This is a genomic window from uncultured Altererythrobacter sp. (assembly GCF_913057185.1).
GTDB lineage: Bacteria > Pseudomonadota > Alphaproteobacteria > Sphingomonadales > Sphingomonadaceae > Erythrobacter > Erythrobacter rubellus.
Map to the genome: position 1 here is coordinate 713,326 of NZ_CAJXNK010000002.1, position 20,265 is coordinate 733,590.

Below are 20,265 nucleotides of genomic sequence, written 5' to 3' on the forward strand. Positions count from 1 at the left end.
GCACGGTTTGGTTAAGCCTCCGTTATCTGAGATTCGCGTTGGAAATACAGCGACAAAGCCAGGATCACGAGGGATATACCGCCTAATCCAAGATCGACCAGGTGAAAAGCACTGATTCCCGCCATGAACAGTGCGAAGATTCCCCGGTCAGTCAGTAAGCGTGACAGCGGTGCCTTCCAGGTTCTTTCGCCCAATCGCAACATTCCGATGGCCAGAACTGGCAGGAATAACTCTGTGGCAGCCTCGGCCACAATGAACGGCCAGGAAAGGGCACCAATCAAAAAAAAATCCTTCAATAAACCAAACCACTTACGCGTGGATTTTGGCACGGCACCGCGAAGCAAGTTCTTCATTCTAAGCATCCCTTCGCGGGTTTCAGATGCAAGAATGGAAAGCGCCAAAAACAATAACGCCCACGGCATTACATTAAAAAAGGTCGCAACAGCCGCTGCTGCGAAACTGACGGCGCTTAGCGCGCCAAAGATTAATGAACCGTGATCCAGCCCGTCAGGCGCCAGGAAGCGCGCAATTCTGCGACTCATTGCCCTGGTGGGCTCCCACCAGGAAACTCGTTCCGCACTGCTTTTAAGAAGCGATTGCTCTCGTTCCGCTAGCTTGGAGCCTTCGCGGAGCAAAAGCCATTCGCCCGTTTCGAGGTGGGATGCATCGAGCGGGACCAGTTTAACCGCGGATTGCAAGGCAAGCCGCAACAATAGCGAAACGGTGTCGCTGTCTTCAGGCATGTGCGCGAGTTGTTCTACAATCTGGCCCCGCGCAACAAAAATTCCTCCCCATGCATGCGCCGCGTCAATCCGCTCAAATCCAGCCTCGATGCCTGCGGTATCTGGTAAAACCAGCACGCCACGCTGGCCCGTCAGCAAGGCAGCCACTTGAGCCCGGTCGGCAATCAATCCATCCGCAATGACCATGAGTTCCTGATCCGCAGACAGCAACGACACCAACGGCAATGGTCCCGATATTGTGTGAAATTCTCCACCAAACTGCTGAATTTGATCCTTGAGTTCTTCAAACGCCTCAAGCTTCGCATCTGTCAGGCAGATAAACCGCTCGCAGCCCAGATCGTGCGCCATGTCTATCTGCCACGACAGCAACATACGTCCGCCTAATCGGGCAAACCCGCGGCGCTTGCCATCCGGCAATGTCTCAAGACAAGAGATCAGTGCTGTGCGCAATGTAATAGGCCCCCAGTTCGGATAGCCTTTGTTAAGCGCTAAAGCATCGCTCTGCCAAGCACGCGATTAGGATTGTCGGTTAATTCCGAATGGCGCCGGGTCATGCCCGCGCAACGCGGCAATGGCAGCTTCGATCCGCCGTGTGACTACAGGATCACCCGGCGCACAGGTCAACGCTTCTTCCGCTGCATCAAACAGCGTTTCTGCGTGGAAACTGGCGGCAAGACCCTTCAAACGCATGGCTGCGACCTGCCAATTGCCGTCGCAACGTGAACGCTTGAGCAGATCCAGTTGCTTGTCTGCGCTTTCGACCAGCGCAGTGCGCAGCTCGGCCAAAAGGCCGATATCCTGCCCCGTAGCTGCTGCAAGGGTCGCATCCAGTGATCCACTTTCATAAGCCATATTTCAGCAGATATCCGAGAAAGGGTTAAAGCAGGGTTTATCCTTTCCGAAAATCGGCTAGATTCCCCAAATGACGGGAAAGTGGCAAATCAAGGCCGTAGGCCAAGAGACGGTGCAGGAAGCACCTGTGGATTCAGCAGAAAATGTGGCTGAAGAGCCGATTGTACTGGAGGAGGAATGGATTTCCGAAGGGGAAGAGTTCGAACCCGCTCCACGCACCCGCTGGATCGATCGGCTTGTCCCCATGACCGCCGTTATTGCGATGCTCACATGGACTGGCTTCTTTGCCTGGGCGTTCCGCAACGACATAATCACAGGGGGTACCTCACAGCAGTGGATCGGTTGGATCATCAATTGGGCTGTCCCGATGCTGCTGATCTCGATCTTCTGGCTGCTTTCAATGCGCAACAGTCGCCGCGAGGCGCAGCGCTTTGGCGACACGGCGCAGATGCTGCGCCAGGAATCTCAAGCGCTGGAAGATCGTTTGGGGGCTGTGAACCGCGAGCTGTCTCTTGCGCGCGAATTTCTTGGTAGCCAATCGCGCGAACTTGATTCTCTCGGCAGGATCGCAAGCGAACGGATTTCAACCCATGCGAGCGAACTCCAGTCTCTCATCAAGAGCAATGGCGCTCAGGTCGAGGCCATCGCAAGTGTCAGCGATACTGCGCTGACAAATATGTCTAAATTGCGCGATGATCTTCCGGTCATTGCCAATTCGGCACGTGATGTATCCAATCAGGTTGGGCAAGCCGGACGAACGGCGCATGAACAGTTGGAACACCTGGTTTCCGGATTTGAGCGTCTCAATGAGTTTGGCAAGGCTAGCGAACGTCAGCTAAGCGCGCTGTCAGGCAAGATCGAAACTACCTTGGCTGGCTTTGCGACACAGCTTGATAGCATTGAACATGCCGCCGAAGCACGGTTTGCCGGCCTGCAAGAGCAGTCAGATGCCTTCCGTGTTGAGCTGGAGGGTCGCGAGGTTGATGCGTTGGCAGCGATGCGCAGGCGTTCGGATGATCTGCGCCAGTCGGTCATAAGCATGGCTGAGGAACTCGCGGATCAGGAAACTGCACAAATCGGCCATTTGCAGATGCGGTTGGATACTCTGCGTGAAGGCAGCGAAGAAGTAACATCCTCTTTCGCGCGGTCTCAAGACGATGCTTTGGACAAATTGCGCGCCAGAAAATCGGAATTTCAAGAGGAAATTGCCGAGGTTGTCTCGCGGTTGGACCAATTGGATCAACAGGCAATCAATGCCTCACGAGATCGCGTCAAGGCGCTTCATATTGAAGCAAGCGAATTTGATGACCGGATTGCGGCACGAAATGCCCGCTTCGAAGAAGAGATGGCCCGGAGACAACACGGTTTTGAAACCCGTGAAACTCAGGCCAGCGAAGTGCTGGCCCAGCGCCTGACTGATCTTGATGAAATGCTGGCAGAACGCAGTGAGGCACAGAACGAGCGCCTCGAGAGACTGGTGTCATACGGGGCTGACGTAACCACCAAACTTGAAGAGCTTAACACACTGCTTGCCGCCATGGCAGAACAAGCGGAAGCCACACAGGATGTACTCGACGCGGGCACCGTTGGTTTTGGCGAGCACGTTTCAACGCTTCGCAGCGATCTGAATGCAAGCGGGAAGACAATCGGAGAACTGACCGAATCCGGTGTTCGGCTGCTGGAAATCATTCAGTCAAGTGCGCGCGAGGCCAGAGAAACTCTGCCCGCTGCAGTCGGCAAGGCTAGTGACAAACTCAATCAAATTGAACAGCAAGCAGTTGCACTTCGGCAAAGCGTTGATGCCGCGCATGATCGAAGCGCGGGACTGTCAGACTATGTGATTTCAGCGAGCGAGGGCTTGAATCGTGCCGATGAACAAATCACGTCGTTGAACGACAAGCTTGCTGATAACTCCAGTGAGAGCCTGACCCAAATTTCAAACCTTCGTCGCGCTTTGGGTGCCTTGGGCGAAGAAAGCGACCGTGTCAGCGCTCGAGCGAGCGAAAATCTGCAATCGGCCATCGCCGAGCTTGAGAAGGCCGCGCGGAGCGCGTTTGCTGCAATCGAAAGTGGATCCGGCGAGCGGCTGGAAAACTTGGCCGGAGAAATCGGCGCGAAAGCAAGTGCTGCAATCGAACGTAGCCTTCGCACGGAAGGAGATGCTGCGGTCGAGCGACTTGAGGAAGCCTCAACGCGTGCGAATGAGCATGTCCAAGCGACCACAGCCAGCCTGCGCGATCAGCTGGTCAAGGTGAATGAATTGGTTAGCAATCTGGAAGAACGCGTGGCCCGTGCACGAGAGCATGCGGGCGAGAAGGTGGATAATGATTTTGCGCGCCGGATGGCATTGATCACCGAGAGCCTCAATTCCAACGCCATCGATATCGCAAAAGGCCTGTCGCAAGACGTTAGCGACACCGCATGGGCCGCATATCTGAAGGGTGATCGTGGGGTTTTCGCCCGAAAATCTGTGCGCTTGGTAAGCAATATAGAAGCGCGGGAAGTCGTAGAGCTTTTCGAAGCCGATCATGACTTCCGCGAGCATGTAAGCCGTTACATCCATGACTTTGAAAGCATGCTGCGCAATGTGCTTTCAACTCGCGATGGTAATGCCCTGGGAGTTACCCTGCTAAGTTCGGATATCGGAAAGCTATACGTTGCCCTTGCACAGTCGATAGAGCGTTTGCGGGATTAAACCGGCCACATTTCGCTTAACGTTGGCTTGGTGGATCCGGGAAGATATTGAGAGCATCAACAGTCACCCAGCCATAGACATAATTGGCCACGTAAATTGTAGTCGATGCTGCTGCGATTACTGTTGCCTGCAACGCGTGGCGTCCCGGGCGGAAGCCAACAGGCGCGCTATCGGCCTGCCCGGGAATCTTGGGCAATCCGGCTTCATCATGAGTTTTGATGCCGAATGGCAGCATGACGAATGCCGTCATCACCCAGAACAAGGCATAAATTGCAACGACCGACGTCCATTCCATCAATCTTGTTCCTCAAGCATTAGCACACGAACCTGGGGCTTTTTACCAGACCAGCGTTGAGCCGCGCGCCGGGCTGCAAGACGCGCGGCTTCGTAAACGGCAGCGGGGTCGCGGCTCACCTGACCGCGCAGCCGCTTCAAAGCATCGCGAACGTCCGAAACAGCTTCTGCAACGAAGTCTTCCAGATCCTCTTCGAGCGGAAGTCCAACCGCTTCGATGGTCGGGTTGCGGTGCTGATCGAGTACAACAAACAGCATGCCTTCACGCGCAATGCGACGGCGCATTGTGATCGCCTCACCATCAGCAGGCGCAATGATATCGCCATCCAAAACAAGCCGCCCTGCCCGCACTTCGGCAATTTTGCCGGGATAGCCCGGGGCAAGGCGCACGATATCGCCATTCTTCTGAACGATATTGGCCAATATGCCCTTGGCGTGGCCAAGTCTCGCTTGCTCATGCATGTGCCTGATTTCGCCGTGAACCGGAACCAGAATTTCGGGTTTGAGCCAATCGTAGAGCGCTTCGAGCTCCGGTCTTCCGGGGTGACCAGAAACGTGGATTGCGCTTTGGCGATCCGTGACCATTACGATCCCGCGATCAGCCAGTTGGTTCATCACTCGCCCAATGGCGATCTCGTTTCCTGGGATTTGCCGGCTGGAGAACAGGATCACGTCACCAGGCGCCAGCTCTAGCGGGTGATTGCCTTCAGCTACCCTCGCCAGCGCCGCACGCGGTTCGCCCTGCCCACCGGTTGCGATGATCAGCACCTGGCCGCGCGGCAAGCCCATCGCCGTATCAAAATCGATTGGTTCAGGAAAATCCTGTAGATACCCGTTCTCTTGTGCGACGCTGATAATCCGATCAAGCGAGCGCCCAGCTACGCACAGCTGCCGGCCCGTTTCGCGCGCCACCTCGCCTAAAGTCTGCAATCGGGCGACATTGGACGCGAAGGTGGTCACCATCACGCGCTTACCGCTGTGCTTGGCAACTTCTTCCATCAGACTGCGGTGCACCGCACCTTCCGAGCCGCTGGCTTTGGGATTGAAGACATTGGTGCTGTCGCAAACCAGCGCGAGTACACCTTCCTCGCCGATTTCGCACAGCTCTTCCTCTGTGGTCGGCTCTCCGATGATCGGCTCTTCGTCTAGCTTCCAGTCACCTGTGTGGAAGATGCGTCCATAGGGCGTGTCAATTTTCAGCGCATTTCCCTCGGCAATCGAGTGTGCGAGAGGAATGTAAGTGATATCGAACGGGCCGAGGTTGAATTCGCCGTGATCTTCCTCAACGATGAACAGATCAACCTCCTTGGAAAGCCCCGCTTCTTCCAACTTGCGCCGCACCAGCTCTGCGGTGAATGGCGTTGCGTAGAGCGGCACGCCCAATTCAGCCGCAAAATACGGCACAGCGCCGATATGATCCTCATGTCCATGAGTCAGGACAATCCCGAGCAGGTCTTTCGCGCGCTCTTCGATGAATTCCAGATCAGCGAAAACCAGATCAACACCAGGATAGACATCGCCTGAGAATGTCATCCCCAGATCCACCATCAGCCACTTGCCGTCGCAACCGTAGAGATTGACATTCATGCCAATCTCACCCGATCCGCCAAGCGCGAGGAAGAGCAGCTCTTTTTCCGGTGTGAAGTCTTTCTTCACGAGGTGGCATGCTCCGCCAGAATTGCGAGCCCCTGAATAGTCAGATCAGCATCGACATAGTCAAAGATATCGGTTTTCTCATCAAACAGGATCGCGAGCCCACCGGTGGCTACAATCTTGGCCGGGCGGCCGATCTCTGCCTGCATGCGTGCGATCAATCCTTCCATCATGGCGACATGCGCCCAAAAGATGCCAATTAGCATCTGATCCTCTGTATTGCGCCCGATCACGCTGTCATCGTCAGGCGCGCGGATTGCGATGCGCGGCAGTTTCGCGGTCTTGCCGACCAGCGCATCAAGCGACAGGTTGATGCCCGGTGCGATGATTCCGCCCTTGTAAGTGCCATTGAAATCAATCGCTTCGAATTTGGTTGCAGTGCCAAAATCAACCACGATCAGATCGCCGTCATATTTGTCATGCGCGGCCAATATATTGAGCGCCCTATCCGCCCCAAGTGAACTGGGTTGATCAACATCAATGGCGAAGGGCCATTCAGCGGCCCCTTGCCCGGCAATCAATGGCGTTATGCCGAAATACTTCTCCGACAGTACATTAAGGTTGTGGTTCGCGCGCGGGACAACTGATGCGTAAATGATCTGCGTGATCTCTTCACGCTTTACGCCTTCGATCTCGAGCAATTGCAGCAGCCACACTGCATACTCATCTCCTGTGCGGCGAGGGTCTGTCGCAATGCGCCAGCGTGCCTTGATCTCACGCCCTTCAAAAAGCGCAAAAACGACATTCGTGTTTCCGACATCAGCTGCAAGCAGCATTGCGAACTCCTAATCCAAATTCACGTCACCGGCGTGGACAGTGTGGGTCTTGCCATCGCTGTCACGCAACAGCAAGGAACCACTAGCATCCAATCCTGCGAATTCACCCGTGACCCTGTCACCAGAGGGATCATGAACTGTTAGCAGAGTGCCCTTTGGATGGCCGGCCGCCTGCCAACGACGTATCAAAAGCTCCAGACCGTGACTGCGCCACCGCTCCAGTTCAACGGCGAATGACTTGGCGAGGCGATCCGCGAAATCCTCTAACTCCGGCGTAGCGGTGACTTCCGACAGGCTGATCGTCCTGCGATCCGGCAGGTCTGGTGCTGCGCGCAGATTCACACCTATTCCCACCACCACCGTGTTGGCTTGCGATTCAAGCAATATCCCGCACAGCTTTGCACCGCGAAGCAATAGGTCATTCGGCCATTTCAGCGTCAGTGCGGACGGATCGGGGCAAAATGGCAGCAAAGCCTCGTAGACCGCGAGGCCGCTCAACAACGCGAGAGTGTGCGCGGGCGGATCGCTTTCTGCCGGGCGCACAATGGTAGAGCCCATGAAATTGCCCGCACCGTCAAACCATTTCCGCCCTTGCCTGCCGCGGCCTGAAACCTGACGGCGCGCAGCCAGCCAGTCACCTTCGCGCAGCGCCTCACCCGCGCTCAAGCCCGCGAGCAGATCAGCATTGGTGGAGCCGGTTTCGTCTACGAAATGGATCAAGAGGCAAGGAACAGCGCGCTTGCCGCTTTATCAGCCAGATCGCCCAGCGATGGCGTTAGCAGATAACCGAGCGGCGAAATGATAAGCGAAGTGATGCCCAGCACCGCCCAATGCGTTTTTTCGTTCTTGCCCGTAACAAGGCCCGCAGAGTCATCAAACATGATGATCTTGCACACCTTAAGGTAATAGAACGCGCCGATCACGCTGGCCGCAATGCCGATTGCAGCAAGCCAGATCAGATCCGCCTCCACCGCGGCCTGGAAAACCACAAACTTGCCCCAGAAACCGAACAGCGGCGGAATGCCGGCCAGGCTCAGCATCAGGAAAAAAATGCTCCAGCTCAGCAGCGGTTGCTCACGCACCATGCCCGCCATTCCGGATATACTCTCAACCGAAGTGCCCGCAGCATCCTTCAGCATTAGGACAGCAACAAAGCTGCCCAATGACATGGCCATGTATATCCACAGATAGACCATCATTGCCGATGCACCCTGCGTCGTCGCGGCGGCCAATCCGATCAAGATAAAGCCGACATTGTTGATCGAACTGAACGCGAGCAGGCGCTTGATGCTTTCCTGTCCGATCGCACCCAGCGCACCGACCACGATCGAAGCCAAGGCAATGAAAATCACGATCTGACGCCATGCATCAACTTGAGCGCCGAATACTTCCAGCGCGACGCGTGCGGTCAAAGCAACCGCAGCAACCTTGGGTGCTGTCGCGAAGAAGGCCGTAACCGGGGTTGGAGCGCCTTCATAAACATCTGGTGTCCACATGTGGAACGGAACGGCGGATATCTTGAATGCAAGGCCCACCAGCACGAATACGATACCGAACAATGCTCCAGTCGAGAGATCGCCAGACAGTGCGGCAGACACGCCAACAAAGCTGGTGCTGCCGGTAAAGCCATAGAGCAAGCTCATGCCGTAAAGAAGGATGCCCGATGCCAGAGCGCCAAGTACGAAATACTTCAGGCCCGCTTCGGCTGATTTGTCATCATTGCGCAGGATTGATGCAAGAACGTATGCGGCAAGGCTGTTGAGTTCCAAGCCAAGGTACAGCGTCAGGAAATCACCAGCGGAAACCATGATGCTCATTCCCAGCGCCGCGAACGCGATCAGGACCGGATATTCAGCGCGCATGGCGTTGTGGCGATTGAAGTAGGCCGGAGCCACCAACAGGCACCCTATCGCGCCGAGATAGATTAGCGACTTGGCAAATGCGGAGAATGCATCTGCTCGCATCAGATCGCCAAAGGCGTGGGTGTCCGGCCCCATAAGGCCATCGTGCAAGGTCGGAACCAGCAATATGCCGGCAGCAAACAAACCGAGGCATGCCAAATAGGTATTGAGCTGCGCGCGCTTGTCACCGCCCCATGCCGCAATCAGCAGCAAGATCATGCCAGTACCGGTCAGCACAAGCTCAGGTGCGATCAACGCAAAGGAGGCTGCAAAGTCCATTAGTGGGCTCCCTCCGTTCCGTGTTCTTCGCTGTCATGCGACATTTCATTGGCGATCACGCCGGTCGGCTGGCCAATCACTAGCTGGCTATCTCCTTCTGGGGCCGCGCGCGCAAGGCGGGCTTCAAGCGCCGCAATATCCTGCCGCATAGGTGCAAGGAAGCTTTCAGGGTACACACCCATCCACAGCACGGCCGCAGCGATCGGTGCGAGCATGATCCATTCACGCTTGTCCAGATCAAGCATGGAGGCGGCATCGGCGTTTTTTTGCTCGCCGAAAGCAACACGGCGATACAGATACAGCATATAGCCTGCGCCCAGAATGATGCCCGTGGTGCACACAAAGGCGACCCAGGTCGAAATCTTGTAGATCCCTGCCAGCGCAAGGAATTCGCCGACAAAGTTGCTGGTTCCCGGCAAGCCGATGCTAGCCATCGTGAACAGCAGGAAGAAAAGCGCGTAATACGGCATGTTGATGCTGAGGCCGCCGTAACGCGAAATCTCGCGCGTATGCAGACGGTCGTAGATAACACCCACGCAGAGGAACAGCGCGCCAGAGACAAGACCGTGGCCGAGCATGATCATCATCGCGCCTTCCAGCCCTTGCACGTTGAACGCAAACAAGCTGGCTGTCACGATCGCCATGTGCGCGACTGAGGAATAGGCAATCAGCTTTTTCATATCGTGCTGAACCAGCGCAATCAGGCTGGTCACCACCACGGCAATCATCGACAGTGCGAAGATCAACCACGCCAGTTGTGCGCTTGCTTCCGGGAACATCGGCAGGCTGAACCGGATGAAGCCATATCCGCCAAGCTTCAACAAAACGCCCGCCAGAATGACTGAACCGGCAGTCGGCGCCTGAACGTGCGCATCGGGCAGCCAGGTGTGCACCGGCCACATCGGCATCTTGACTGCAAAGCTGGCGAAGAAGGCCAGAAACAGCCAGAATTGTGCCTTCGGATCGAAGTCATACTGCATCAATGTCGGAATGTCCGACGTGCCCGCAGTGTTCACCATCCAGAACATTGCGATCAGCATCAGTACCGAGCCGAGCAAAGTGTAGAGGAAGAATTTATAGCTCGCGTAAATGCGGTTGTCCCCGCCCCACACGCCGATGATCAGATACATCGGGATCAGGCCAGCTTCAAAGAAGATGTAGAACAGGAACATGTCCTGCGCGGCAAAGACGCCGATCATCAGGACTTCCATGATCAGGAACGCAGCCATGTACTCTCCAACGCGCTTCTGGATCGCCTCCCAACTGGCAAGGATACAGATCGGCATAAGTAATACGCTGAGCATGATCAGCATCAGCGCGATACCATCAATTCCAAGCGCGTATTCGAAGCCCGCGAACAACGGCGCGGTTTCGGTAAACTGCCACTGCGCGCCACCGATGTCGTAGTTGACCCACAGCACAATGCCGAGCGCCAGATTGACCAGCGTCGCGACCAACGCAGTCATGCGCGCCGCCTGCGCCTCAAGAAAGAAACACGCGATACCCGCAATCAACGGGACCAGCAGCATTGCGGAAAGGATTGGAAAGCCTTCCATCAGAACAGGACCCATGTAATTGCCGCGACCAGGCCGAGCAGCATGATCAGCGCGTAGCTATTGAGATAACCGGACTGCACCTTCTTCGCGACGAGAGCGCCACGCTGAACCAGCCATGCGGCACCGTTCGGACCGAAGCGGTCGATCGTGCCTTCATCGCCCTTCTTCCAGAAGATGCGGCCAAGCCAGAAAGCCGGTTTCACGAAGACGAGATGATAGAGCTCGTCAAAGTACCACTTGTTGTAAACGAAGCGGTGAATGACGCGGAATTGCTCCACGAACTTGCCCGGGATTGATGTGTCTTTGATGTAAGCGAACCATGCTGTGACAAAGCCCACTATCATCACGAATGTCGCGGTCAGCTTCACCCATGTCGGTACGGCGTGCAGCGCATGGATAAGGTTCTCGTTGAAATAGATCGAGCCCCCCCAGAACGCGCCGTTCACAGCTTCAGCAGACCCATCGATGAACGGATATTTGAAGACGTAGCCAGCGAAGATTGCGCCCACGGTCAACACACCCAGCGGGATCAGCATCGAAATCGGGCTTTCATGCGGGTGATAGCCGCCTGTCGTGTCCTCACCTGCCTCTTCCGGTGTCTTGTGCACTGAGTGCTGAATATGCTCGCTCTCGATCCAGCGCGGCTTGCCGTAGAAGGTCAGGAACACCAGGCGCCAGCTGTAGAAGCTGGTCAACAGTGCTGCCACAGCGCCAGCCCAGAAAGCGAACATTGCCATATCGGTGCCGCGCGCAAATGCCGCCTCGAGAATCGCATCTTTCGAATAGAAACCTGCGAAACCAAAGACGCCCAATACACCCACGCCGGTGATCGCGAGCGTGCCGGCCATCATTGCATAGAATGTGAGCGGGATCTTCTTACGAAGGCCACCGTAATAGCGCATGTCCTGCTCGTGATGCATCGCGTGGATCACGGAGCCTGCACCGAGGAACAGCAGTGCCTTGAAGAACGCGTGCGTGAACAGGTGGAACATAGCCGCGCCATAGGCGCCCACACCCGCTGCAAAGAACATGTAGCCCAACTGAGAGCAGGTCGAGTACGCGATCACCCGCTTGATGTCCCACTGCGTGGTGCCGATAGTGGCCGCGAAGAAACATGTCGCGGCGCCGACGAAGATCACCATGCTGAGCGCCACTGGGGCTGCTTCGAACATCGGCGAAAGGCGGCACACCATGAATACGCCCGCGGTTACCATGGTCGCGGCGTGGATCAACGCAGAAACCGGCGTCGGACCTTCCATTGCGTCCGGCAACCAAGTGTGCAGACCCAGCTGCGCGGATTTACCCATCGCACCGATGAACAATAGCACGCACAGAATATCCATCGTGTGCATCCGGTAGCCCAAGAACCCGATGGTCGAACCGGTCATTCCGGGGGCTACCGCGAGGATTTCCGGGATCGACGTGGTCTGAAACACCAACCACGTTCCGAAAATGCCGAGCATAAAGCCAAGGTCGCCCACGCGGTTGACGACAAAGGCCTTGATCGCGGCGGCATTGGCGCTGGGTTTCTTGAACCAGAAACCGATCAGCAGATAGGATGCGAGGCCAACCCCTTCCCAACCGAAGAACATCTGAACGAGGTTGTCCGCCGTTACCAGCATCAACATCGCGAAGGTGAACAGCGAAAGGTACGCGAAGAAGCGCGGCTGATCCGGGTCTTCCTCCATATAGCCCCAGCTATACAGGTGAACGAGTGCAGATACCGTGGTGATCACCACCAGCATGACCGCAGTCAACGCATCAACACGCAGAGCCCAGTCAAACGATAGCGTGCCGCTCTCCACCCATTTCAGGACTGGAACGACGCTCGCCTCCATGCTGCCAGTAAGAAAGCCGACGAAGATCGGCCAGCTTAGGATACAGCTGATGAAAAGCGCGCCTGTGGTCAGCGACTTGGCAATTGTATTGCCAAGCATGCGATTACCCAGCCCCGCGACGATAGCCGCGAGCAAGGGCAGGAATACGATGAGAAGGATCGGATGCACTTGGTCTTATCCCTTCATCTGCGTCGCATCGTCGACCGCGATAGTGCCGCGGTTACGGAAATAGATGACCAAAATCGCCAGTCCGATAGCCGCTTCTGCAGCAGCGACGGTCAGCACGAACATCGCGAAGATCTGACCCACCAGATCATTCATGAAAGCGCTGAAACCAACCAAGTTGATATTCACTGCAAGCAGGATCAGCTCGACCGACATCAGGATGACGATCACATTCTTGCGATTGATAAAAATGCCCATCACGCCCAGCACAAACAGGATCGCGCTGACGGTGATATAATGCTCGATGCCGATCACAGCTCGACCCCCTTGCCCGTTTCAGGGTTCTTCATGACTGTCGCATCTTCGGGACGACGGCGGATTTGCTTGCCGATATCTTGTCGCGCGCGGGCGTTGTCCGGACGCTTACGATGGGTCAGCACAATAGCGCCGATCATTGCCACGAGCAGGATGATGCCCGCCACTTCGAACAGGAAAATATAACGGCCATATAGCAGCGCGCCGATCGCCTCGATATTGCTCATGCCCAGCGGCTGTGCAGCAGTGCCATTGGGCGTTCCCAGCTCCAGCCCGCCTGCATTGTAAGCCACGATCCCGATGAACAGCTCTGCAAAAAGGATCAGCGCGACGAGCAGGCCAAGCGGGAAGTTGTTGATGAAACCCGCCCTCATAGCGGCGAAATCGATGTTGAGCATCATCACCACGAACAGGAAAAGCACCGCCACTGCGCCAACGTAAACAATCACCAGCAGCATCGCGATAAATTCAGCACCCACCAGCACCATCAAGCCCGCACCATTGAAGAATGCGAGGATGAGCCAGAGCACGGAGTGCACCGGATTGCGTGCGGTGATCACCAGCAGCGCGCTGCCGATCATCAAACCTGCGAACAGGTAAAAGGCTAAGGTTTGTATCATGACCCCTGTTTCTCTTCGCGGCGGCGGTTAGCGATACGGCGCATCGGCTTCAAGGTTCGCGGCAATTGCACGTTCCCACTTGTCCCCGTTGGCCAGCAGCTTCGCCTTGTCGTAGAGCAGCTCCTCACGTGTTTCGGTGGCGTATTCGAAGTTCGGACCTTCAACGATCGCATCCACCGGGCAGGCTTCCTGACAGAAGCCGCAGTAGATGCATTTCGTCATGTCGATGTCATAGCGCGTGGTGCGGCGGCTGCCATCGTCACGCGGCTCGCTCTCGATGGTGATCGCTTGCGCCGGGCATACCGCTTCGCACAGCTTGCACGCGATGCAGCGTTCCTCGCCATTGGGATAACGGCGTAGCGCATGCTCCCCGCGGAAACGCGGAGAAAGCGCGTTCTTCTCGAACGGATAGTTGATCGTGAACTTAGGCTTGAAGAAATACTTCAGCGTCAGCGCATGCGCCTTCAGGAATTCCCAAAGGGTAAAACTTTTGATGAGATGTGTGACGGTGCTCATTTTACAAAATGCCCCGTAGCCATGAGGTAGCCGGAAATGACCGCAACAAAGATCAGGCTCATCGGCAGGAAGACTTTCCAGCCCAGACGCATCAATTGGTCATAGCGGAAGCGCGGAACGGTAGCCCAAATCCAGCTGAACAGGAAGAAGAAGAGCAGGGTCTTGCCCAGCAGCCAGATGATGCCTGGCACCGCATAGAGCGGCGCCCACTCAACCGGCGGCAGCCAGCCACCCATGAACAGGATCGCGCAGAGCATGCACATCAACAGGATGTTGGCATATTCGCCAAGCCAGAACAGCGCGAAGCTCATAGAGCTGTATTCGGTCTGGAAACCGGCGACGAGCTCTGACTCGGCCTCGGTCAGGTCAAACGGTGCGCGTGCGGTTTCCGCCAGACAGCTGATGAAGAACACCACGAACATCGGGAACAGCAGCGGGTTAAAGAAGAACCCGTTGACGAAGCCGAGGCCGTGTCCGCGCTGTGCCTCGATAATACCGTTCAAGTTGAATGTGCCCGCCCACAGAACCACGCAGACCAGGATGAAGCCGATCGAAACTTCGTAGCTGATCATCTGTGCAGCGGCGCGCATTGCGGAGAAGAACGGATATTTCGAGTTCGATGCCCAGCCCGCCATCACCACGCCGTAAACACCCAGCGAACTGATCGCGAGAATGTAGAGTAGGCCGACATTGATGTCTGCCAGCACCATATGTGCGTCGAACGGAATCACCGCCCATGCGGCGAGCGCGACGGTAAAGGTCACGATCGGCGCGAGCAGGAAAATGCCCTTGTTCGCGGCGCTGGGGATGATGGTTTCCTGCAGGAATACCTTCAGGCCATCTGCAAAACTCTGCAGCAGGCCGAACGGGCCGACCACATTGGGCCCGCGCCGCATCATGACTGCGCCCAGCACCTTACGGTCCATATAGATGATCATCGCCACCGCGAGCATCACCGGGAATGCGATCAGCAGAATACCGCTGACCGTGGCAACGAACCACGCCCATTCGTAGCTCATGCCGAGGGATTGGAAGAATTCGGTCACTCTGCCGCTTCCTTCAGTTCATCACCGTGAAGCAGTTCTGCCGAGCATCGCTGCATCACCGCGCTCGCGCGGGCGATCGGGTTGGTCAGGTAGAAATCCTTGATCGGATAGGCCTCGATCACGCCTTCGACCTTCGCGCCGGATGGCGCAGCAGGTAGCGTGCCGTAATCGGCCAAGCCTTCTTCGCCCAGCGCAGGCACTTCGGCGATCATTACGCTTTGCAATTCGCCAACGCTGTCAAAGCCGACATTAACGCCTAGCGCATCGGCCAATGCGCGCAGAATTGTCCAGTCTTCGCGCGCATCACCCGGCGCGAACACGGCTTTCTCTGCGAACTGCACCCGGCCCTCTGTGTTAACGTAGGTGCCATCTTTCTCTACGTAGCTCGCCGCGGGCAGGATGATGTCGGCCGCATGCGCGCCCTTGTCACCGTGGTGCCCGATATAGACCTTCAGGCTGTCCGCATAAGGCTCGAAATTCATCTCGTCCGCGCCGAGCGACAGGATCACCTTGGGCGAAGCCGCTGCAATGTCCTTCATGCCGCCCTTTTGCGCAAAGCCGAGCATCAGCCCGCCCATGCGTGCAGCAGAGAAGTGCAGCACGTTGAAACCGTTCCAGCCCTCGCGAACGACCTTCAACTGCTCAGCAGCCGCGAGGCCCGCATGGAGCGCACCCCTCGCCAGCGCCGCGCCGCCCATGATGATTGCGGGACGTTCTGCCTCGTGGAAATGCTCGACCAGATCGCTCGGCAGGTTCGACAGCACAGAGAGGTCCGCGCCCAGGAAGGTGGCGTGGAACGTCGTCTCCCACTCTGGGCCGATCACATAGACCTTCGCGCCGTTCTTCACCGCCTTGCGCAAGCGAACATTCACCGATGGCGCTTCCCAGCGCACGTGGCTGCCCACGATCAGGATTGCGTCGGCCGTTTCGATACCGGCCAGCGTTGAATTGAAATTGACTGCCGCAAGGTTCGACACGTCATAGTCCATGCCAGTCTGGCGACCTTCGACCAGGGTCGAACCGCAAGCTTTCAGCAGCGATTTCGCCGCAAACATCGTCTCACAATCGACCATGTCGCCTGCGACAGCCGCGATGGACGACTTCGCGCCTTTGAGCTGCTTGGCGATCGCTTTGAAGGCCTCTTCCCACGTCGCAGGCTTCAAACCGCCACGTTTGCGCATGAAGACCTTGTCCAAGCGCCGCTTGGTCAGGCCATCGACCTGATAGCGTGCCTTGTCCGAAATCCATTCTTCATTGACGTCGTCATTGATACGCGGAAGTGCGCGCATCACTTCGCGGCCACGGCTGTCGATCCGGATATTCGCGCCAACGGCGTCAGAAACGTCGATGCTGAGCGTCTTCTTCAGCTCCCACGGGCGCGCTTCAAACGCATAGGGACGCGATGTGAGCGCACCCACCGGGCACAGGTCGATCACATTGGCGCTCATTTCATGCGCCGCCGCCTGCTCCAGATAGGTGGTGATCTGCATATCCTCGCCGCGATAGAGGGCGCCGATCTCGTCCACGCCCGCGATTTCCTCGCTGAAACGCACACAGCGGGTGCAGTGAATGCAGCGGGTCATGATCGTCTTGATCAATGGCCCCATATACTTCTCGGTGACGGCGCGCTTGTTTTCTTCGTAGCGCGAACCACCCCTGCCATAGGCCACCGCCTGATCTTGCAAATCGCATTCGCCGCCCTGATCGCAAATCGGGCAATCGAGCGGGTGATTGATAAGCAGGAACTCCATCACGCCTTCGCGCGCGGTCTTCACCATCGGTGTATCCGTGCGGATTTCCTGACCTTCGCCGGTCGGCAGCGCGCAAGAGGCCTGCGGCTTGGGCGGCCCGGGCTTCACTTCCACCAAGCACATCCGGCAGTTACCGGCGATACTTAAACGTTCGTGGTAACAGAAGCGCGGTATTTCCTTGCCCGCCATCTCGCACGCCTGCAGCACAGTCGTGCCCGCGGGAACCTCGATTTCCTGTCCGTCTACGGTGACCTTAGGCATTACTCAGCGGCCTCCTGGAACTTCGCATTATGCTCGTGGATCCGGCGCTCCAGCTCTGGGCGGAAATGGCGGATCAGACCCTGGATCGGCCATGCCGCTGCATCGCCCAGCGCGCAGATGGTGTGGCCTTCAACCTGTTTGGTGACCTGCTGCAGCATATCGATTTCCTCGATCGCTGCATCGCCGGTGCGCAGGCGCTCCATCATCCGCCACATCCAGCCTGTGCCCTCGCGACACGGGGTGCACTGGCCGCAGCTTTCGTGCTTGTAGAAATAGCTCAAGCGGCTGATCGCACCGACGATATCGGTCGATTTGTCCATGACGATAACGGCGGCCGTACCCAAGCCGGAGCCAAGTTCACGCAAACCGTCAAAGTCCATCGGTGCGTCCATAATTTCCTTCGCAGGAACCAATGGGACCGAGGAACCACCCGGAATCACCGCCAGCAAATTGTCCCAACCGCCAGTGATGCCGCCGCAATGCTTCTCAATCAGCTCCTTGAACGGAATGCTCATCGCTTCTTCGACCACGCAGGGCCTTTCGACATGCCCGCTGATCTGGAACAGCTTGGTGCCTTTGTTGTTCTCGCGCCCGAAGCTGTTGAACCAGCTTGCGCCGCGACGCAGGATCGTGGGCACTACAGCAATGCTTTCGACATTGTTGACCGTGGTCGGGCAGCCATAGAGGCCTGCGCCTGCCGGGAATGGCGGCTTCAGGCGCGGTTGACCCTTCTTGCCCTCAAGGCTTTCGATCATCGCGGTTTCTTCACCGCAGATATAGGCGCCCGCACCGCGATGCATGAATACATCGAAGTCATAGCCAGAGCCGCTGGCGTTTTTGCCGATAAGGCCCGCGTCATAGGCTTCGTCAACCGCCGCCTGCAGCGTTTCGGCTTCGCGGATATACTCGCCGCGAATGTAAATGTACGCCGCACGCGCGCGCATGGCGAAACCGGCAACCAGCGCGCCTTCGATCAGCTTGTGCGGATCGTGGCGGATGATCTCGCGGTCTTTGCACGAACCCGGCTCGGATTCGTCAGCATTGATGACGAGGAAGCTCGGACGACCGTCCTTGCTTTCCTTCGGCATGAAGGACCATTTGAGGCCGGTAGGGAAACCCGCCCCGCCCCGACCGCGCAGGCCGGAGTCCTTGATTTCCTCGATGATTGCTTCTTGCCCGCGCTCGAGCAGTTTCTTCGTATTGTCCCAATCGCCGCGCTTTTGCGCAGCAGGCAGGTTCCACGGCTGGAACCCGTAGACATTGGTAAAGATGCGATCCTTATCAGCCAGCATCGTCAGTCTTCTTCTGTTTAGTGATCAGTGCGGCCCCAATCGCGAGAAACGCCGCGCCCAAAGCGACCTGAGATGTCCCCATGAATACAGCGCCAAGGATAACCATAGCCGGTCCGCCTGCCTTCTCCATGCGCTTAGACTTACCGATCATCATGGGCACCCTTCTTGGCCGCGCGCAGCTGGCGCAGCGTCAGCACTTGAAACAACAGTCCGCCGCCCATCAGGATGATACCTACTTCGCGGCTGCCAGTCGCGGCGAGATACGCGCCCGCACCAAAGCCGACGAGACCAGCGATCATCAATGTCAGAACAGCCCCGTTCATGCCCGAGATGCCCTTATGTACCCGATCACAAAGAACGCGACGATAGCGACAACAACGCCAGTAACCTTGGCCCAAAGCGATTCAATACCCGCTTCCTGCAGGCCAAAACTGGCCAACATGCCGACAATCACTGCCAACACGGGTGTAATGTACTTACTGATCACCAATCCCCCCTGTAATCGTGGTTCTCGGTGACCATCTCTTTCAGATTACTTAGGGCGTTCGCAGGCTCTGACGTGTGGCGGCCGGGTTCTTGCGTGCCAGTTTTGGGCTGCTCACCCTTGGCCAGCGCATCGAGCACCGCATCGAGACGCTCTGGCGTCAAATCTTCGTAATTGTCATCATTGATCTGGACCATTGGCGCGGTCGCGCAATTGCCCATGCATTCAACCTCGGTTAGCGTCCAAAGGCCATCTTTGGACACTTGGCCCTTCTTCATGCCGCGTTTCTTGCAGGTCTCGAACAGGCCATCCGAGCCACGCAGCATGCACGGCGTCGTGCCGCAAACCTGCACGTGATATTTGCCGACCGGCTTCATATTGTACATGAAGTAAAAGGTCGCGACTTCGAGCACGCGGATCACCGGCATGTCGAGATAGTCGGCGACATATTCGATCACCGGCAGCGGCAGCCAGCCCTGCGTATCGGTTTCTTCGCCAACCTGACGCTGAGCCAGATCGAGCAGCGGCATCACCGCCGATTTCTGGCGACCTTCCGGATACTTCGCGATGTGCCAATCAGCTTTCTTGCGGTTTGCGTCGGTGAAAGAGAAATTGCCCCAGCGCTCACGCAGTTCGGGGTTGTCGGGTGCGGGAGTACGGTCAGCCATTAGCGGTCACACTCCCCGAATACGACATCGATTGCGCCGAGAATGGCGGTCGCGTCAGGCAGCATGTGGCCCTTGCTCATGAAGTCCATTGCCTGCAGGTGCGAGAATGCCGTCGGGCGGATCTTGCAGCGGTATGGCCGATTAGTGCCATCGCTGACGAGATAAACGCCGAACTCGCCCTTCGGGCTTTCGGTCGCGACATAAACTTCGCCTTCGGGCACATGGAAGCCCTCTGTATAGAGCTTGAAGTGGTGGATAAGCGCTTCCATCGATTGCTTCATCTCGCCGCGCTTCGGCGGTGAAACCTTGCCGTCATCGCTCGCAATCGGCCCCTCGGGCATATCTGCGAGACATTGCTTGATGATCTTGGCGCTTTCGTAAATCTCCTTCACGCGCACCATGAAGCGGTCATAGCAATCCGAATTGGTGCCGACGGGAATGTCGAATTCCATCCGGTCATAGACATCATACGGCTGCGACTTGCGTAGATCCCACGGCACACCCGCCGCGCGGATCATCGGGCCGCTAAAGCCCCAGGCAATAGCGTCTTCGCGGCTGAC

At 57.0% G+C, this 20,265-nt stretch carries 20 protein-coding genes and 1 pseudogene; 1 reads left to right on the top strand and 20 read right to left on the bottom strand.

Annotated elements, in window-relative coordinates:
* Positions 1 to 11: 11 nt before the first annotated feature.
* Positions 12 to 1,193 (bottom strand): hypothetical protein, encoded by a 1,182-nt coding sequence (locus QZ487_RS11340; protein WP_296025283.1) that lies wholly within the window; start codon positions 1,191 to 1,193, stop codon positions 12 to 14.
* Between the two features lie 66 nt (positions 1,194 to 1,259).
* Positions 1,260 to 1,595, bottom strand: coding sequence for an Hpt domain-containing protein (locus QZ487_RS11345; protein WP_296025285.1), 336 nt, complete (start codon positions 1,593 to 1,595; stop codon positions 1,260 to 1,262).
* Positions 1,596 to 1,722: 127 nt separating this feature from the next.
* Here QZ487_RS11345 and QZ487_RS11350 point away from each other — a divergent pair, with 127 nt between their 5' ends.
* Entirely contained in the window at positions 1,723 to 4,290 is a 2,568-nt protein-coding gene (locus tag QZ487_RS11350; protein ID WP_285975111.1) for an ATPase, read from the top strand.
* Between the two features lie 16 nt (positions 4,291 to 4,306).
* Here QZ487_RS11350 and QZ487_RS11355 read toward each other — a convergent pair whose 3' ends face one another.
* The 18 genes and pseudogenes from QZ487_RS11355 to QZ487_RS11440 form a co-directional block, all read right to left on the bottom strand.
* On the bottom strand, positions 4,307 to 4,585 hold the full coding sequence (locus QZ487_RS11355; protein ID WP_285975110.1) for a DUF1467 family protein: 279 nt from the start codon (positions 4,583 to 4,585) through the stop codon (positions 4,307 to 4,309).
* Positions 4,585 to 6,240 (bottom strand): ribonuclease J, encoded by a 1,656-nt coding sequence (locus QZ487_RS11360; protein WP_296025288.1) that lies wholly within the window; start codon positions 6,238 to 6,240, stop codon positions 4,585 to 4,587. Before QZ487_RS11360 ends, QZ487_RS11355 begins: the two co-directional genes overlap by 1 nt.
* Positions 6,237 to 7,013: a type III pantothenate kinase gene (locus QZ487_RS11365; RefSeq protein WP_285975108.1), complete on the bottom strand. Its 777-nt coding sequence runs from the start codon at positions 7,011 to 7,013 to the stop codon at positions 6,237 to 6,239. Before QZ487_RS11365 ends, QZ487_RS11360 begins: the two co-directional genes overlap by 4 nt.
* 9 nt (positions 7,014 to 7,022) lie before the next feature.
* Positions 7,023 to 7,733: a biotin--[acetyl-CoA-carboxylase] ligase gene (locus QZ487_RS11370; RefSeq protein ID WP_285975107.1), complete on the bottom strand. Its 711-nt coding sequence runs from the start codon at positions 7,731 to 7,733 to the stop codon at positions 7,023 to 7,025.
* The gene (nuoN, locus tag QZ487_RS11375) at positions 7,730 to 9,193 is read right to left on the bottom strand and encodes an NADH-quinone oxidoreductase subunit NuoN (RefSeq protein WP_296025291.1); all 1,464 of its coding nucleotides are present in this window, start codon (positions 9,191 to 9,193) and stop codon (positions 7,730 to 7,732) included. The genes QZ487_RS11370 and nuoN overlap by 4 nt, the downstream gene beginning before the upstream one ends.
* Positions 9,193 to 10,749 carry an NADH-quinone oxidoreductase subunit M gene (locus QZ487_RS11380; RefSeq protein ID WP_285975105.1) on the bottom strand — a complete coding sequence of 519 codons (1,557 nt, stop codon included), beginning with the start codon at positions 10,747 to 10,749 and terminating at the stop codon, positions 9,193 to 9,195. The genes nuoN and QZ487_RS11380 overlap by 1 nt, the downstream gene beginning before the upstream one ends.
* Positions 10,749 to 12,755, bottom strand: a complete 2,007-nt coding sequence (gene nuoL / locus QZ487_RS11385) for an NADH-quinone oxidoreductase subunit L (RefSeq protein ID WP_296025294.1) — start codon at positions 12,753 to 12,755, stop codon at positions 10,749 to 10,751. The genes QZ487_RS11380 and nuoL overlap by 1 nt, the downstream gene beginning before the upstream one ends.
* 6 nt (positions 12,756 to 12,761) lie before the next feature.
* Positions 12,762 to 13,067 carry an NADH-quinone oxidoreductase subunit NuoK gene (nuoK, locus tag QZ487_RS11390; RefSeq protein WP_285975103.1) on the bottom strand — a complete coding sequence of 102 codons (306 nt, stop codon included), beginning with the start codon at positions 13,065 to 13,067 and terminating at the stop codon, positions 12,762 to 12,764.
* A complete protein-coding gene (locus QZ487_RS11395; RefSeq protein ID WP_296025297.1) occupies positions 13,064 to 13,687 on the bottom strand; it encodes an NADH-quinone oxidoreductase subunit J in 624 nt (207 codons plus the stop codon). Before QZ487_RS11395 ends, nuoK begins: the two co-directional genes overlap by 4 nt.
* 27 nt (positions 13,688 to 13,714) lie before the next feature.
* Positions 13,715 to 14,203 carry an NADH-quinone oxidoreductase subunit NuoI gene (gene nuoI / locus QZ487_RS11400; RefSeq protein ID WP_285975101.1) on the bottom strand — a complete coding sequence of 163 codons (489 nt, stop codon included), beginning with the start codon at positions 14,201 to 14,203 and terminating at the stop codon, positions 13,715 to 13,717.
* A complete protein-coding gene (gene nuoH, locus QZ487_RS11405; RefSeq protein WP_296025300.1) occupies positions 14,200 to 15,249 on the bottom strand; it encodes an NADH-quinone oxidoreductase subunit NuoH in 1,050 nt (349 codons plus the stop codon). Before nuoH ends, nuoI begins: the two co-directional genes overlap by 4 nt.
* Positions 15,246 to 17,261 carry an NADH-quinone oxidoreductase subunit NuoG gene (nuoG, locus tag QZ487_RS11410; protein ID WP_296025302.1) on the bottom strand — a complete coding sequence of 672 codons (2,016 nt, stop codon included), beginning with the start codon at positions 17,259 to 17,261 and terminating at the stop codon, positions 15,246 to 15,248. The genes nuoH and nuoG overlap by 4 nt, the downstream gene beginning before the upstream one ends.
* Positions 17,261 to 18,553 (bottom strand): NADH-quinone oxidoreductase subunit NuoF, encoded by a 1,293-nt coding sequence (nuoF, locus tag QZ487_RS11415; RefSeq protein WP_285975098.1) that lies wholly within the window; start codon positions 18,551 to 18,553, stop codon positions 17,261 to 17,263. The genes nuoG and nuoF overlap by 1 nt, the downstream gene beginning before the upstream one ends.
* A complete protein-coding gene (locus tag QZ487_RS11420) occupies positions 18,543 to 18,707 on the bottom strand; it encodes a hypothetical protein (RefSeq protein ID WP_285975097.1) in 165 nt (54 codons plus the stop codon). The genes nuoF and QZ487_RS11420 overlap by 11 nt, the downstream gene beginning before the upstream one ends.
* Complete coding sequence (locus QZ487_RS11425; protein WP_296025307.1) at positions 18,694 to 18,876, bottom strand: hypothetical protein; 183 nt, start codon at positions 18,874 to 18,876, stop codon at positions 18,694 to 18,696. The genes QZ487_RS11420 and QZ487_RS11425 overlap by 14 nt, the downstream gene beginning before the upstream one ends.
* A complete protein-coding gene (locus QZ487_RS11430; RefSeq protein WP_285975095.1) occupies positions 18,873 to 19,040 on the bottom strand; it encodes a hypothetical protein in 168 nt (55 codons plus the stop codon). Before QZ487_RS11430 ends, QZ487_RS11425 begins: the two co-directional genes overlap by 4 nt.
* Positions 19,037 to 19,705, bottom strand: coding sequence for an NADH-quinone oxidoreductase subunit NuoE (gene nuoE / locus QZ487_RS11435; RefSeq protein ID WP_285975094.1), 669 nt, complete (start codon positions 19,703 to 19,705; stop codon positions 19,037 to 19,039). Before nuoE ends, QZ487_RS11430 begins: the two co-directional genes overlap by 4 nt.
* Positions 19,705 to 20,265: pseudogene (locus tag QZ487_RS11440) on the bottom strand (NADH-quinone oxidoreductase subunit D); the annotation flags it as partial. The pseudogene QZ487_RS11440 and the gene nuoE, both read right to left, overlap by 1 nt.

Bases quoted from the DNA above. Each gene is read 5' to 3' on its own strand.
- QZ487_RS11345 (WP_296025285.1), bottom strand. From the start codon at position 1,595: ATGGCTTATGAAAGTGGATCACTGGATGCGACCCTTGCAGCAGCTACG.
- QZ487_RS11355 (WP_285975110.1), bottom strand. From the start codon at position 4,585: ATGGAATGGACGTCGGTCGTTGCAATTTATGCCTTGTTCTGGGTGATG.
- QZ487_RS11365 (WP_285975108.1), bottom strand. From the start codon at position 7,013: ATGCTGCTTGCAGCTGATGTCGGAAACACGAATGTCGTTTTTGCGCTT.
- nuoN (WP_296025291.1), bottom strand. From the start codon at position 9,193: ATGGACTTTGCAGCCTCCTTTGCGTTGATCGCACCTGAGCTTGTGCTG.
- QZ487_RS11380 (WP_285975105.1), bottom strand. From the start codon at position 10,749: ATGGAAGGCTTTCCAATCCTTTCCGCAATGCTGCTGGTCCCGTTGATT.
- QZ487_RS11395 (WP_296025297.1), bottom strand. From the start codon at position 13,687: ATGATACAAACCTTAGCCTTTTACCTGTTCGCAGGTTTGATGATCGGC.
- nuoI (WP_285975101.1), bottom strand. From the start codon at position 14,203: ATGAGCACCGTCACACATCTCATCAAAAGTTTTACCCTTTGGGAATTC.
- nuoG (WP_296025302.1), bottom strand. From the start codon at position 17,261: ATGCCTAAGGTCACCGTAGACGGACAGGAAATCGAGGTTCCCGCGGGC.
- nuoF (WP_285975098.1), bottom strand. From the start codon at position 18,553: ATGCTGGCTGATAAGGATCGCATCTTTACCAATGTCTACGGGTTCCAG.
- QZ487_RS11420 (WP_285975097.1), bottom strand. From the start codon at position 18,707: ATGATGATCGGTAAGTCTAAGCGCATGGAGAAGGCAGGCGGACCGGCT.
- QZ487_RS11425 (WP_296025307.1), bottom strand. From the start codon at position 18,876: ATGAACGGGGCTGTTCTGACATTGATGATCGCTGGTCTCGTCGGCTTT.
- nuoE (WP_285975094.1), bottom strand. From the start codon at position 19,705: ATGGCTGACCGTACTCCCGCACCCGACAACCCCGAACTGCGTGAGCGC.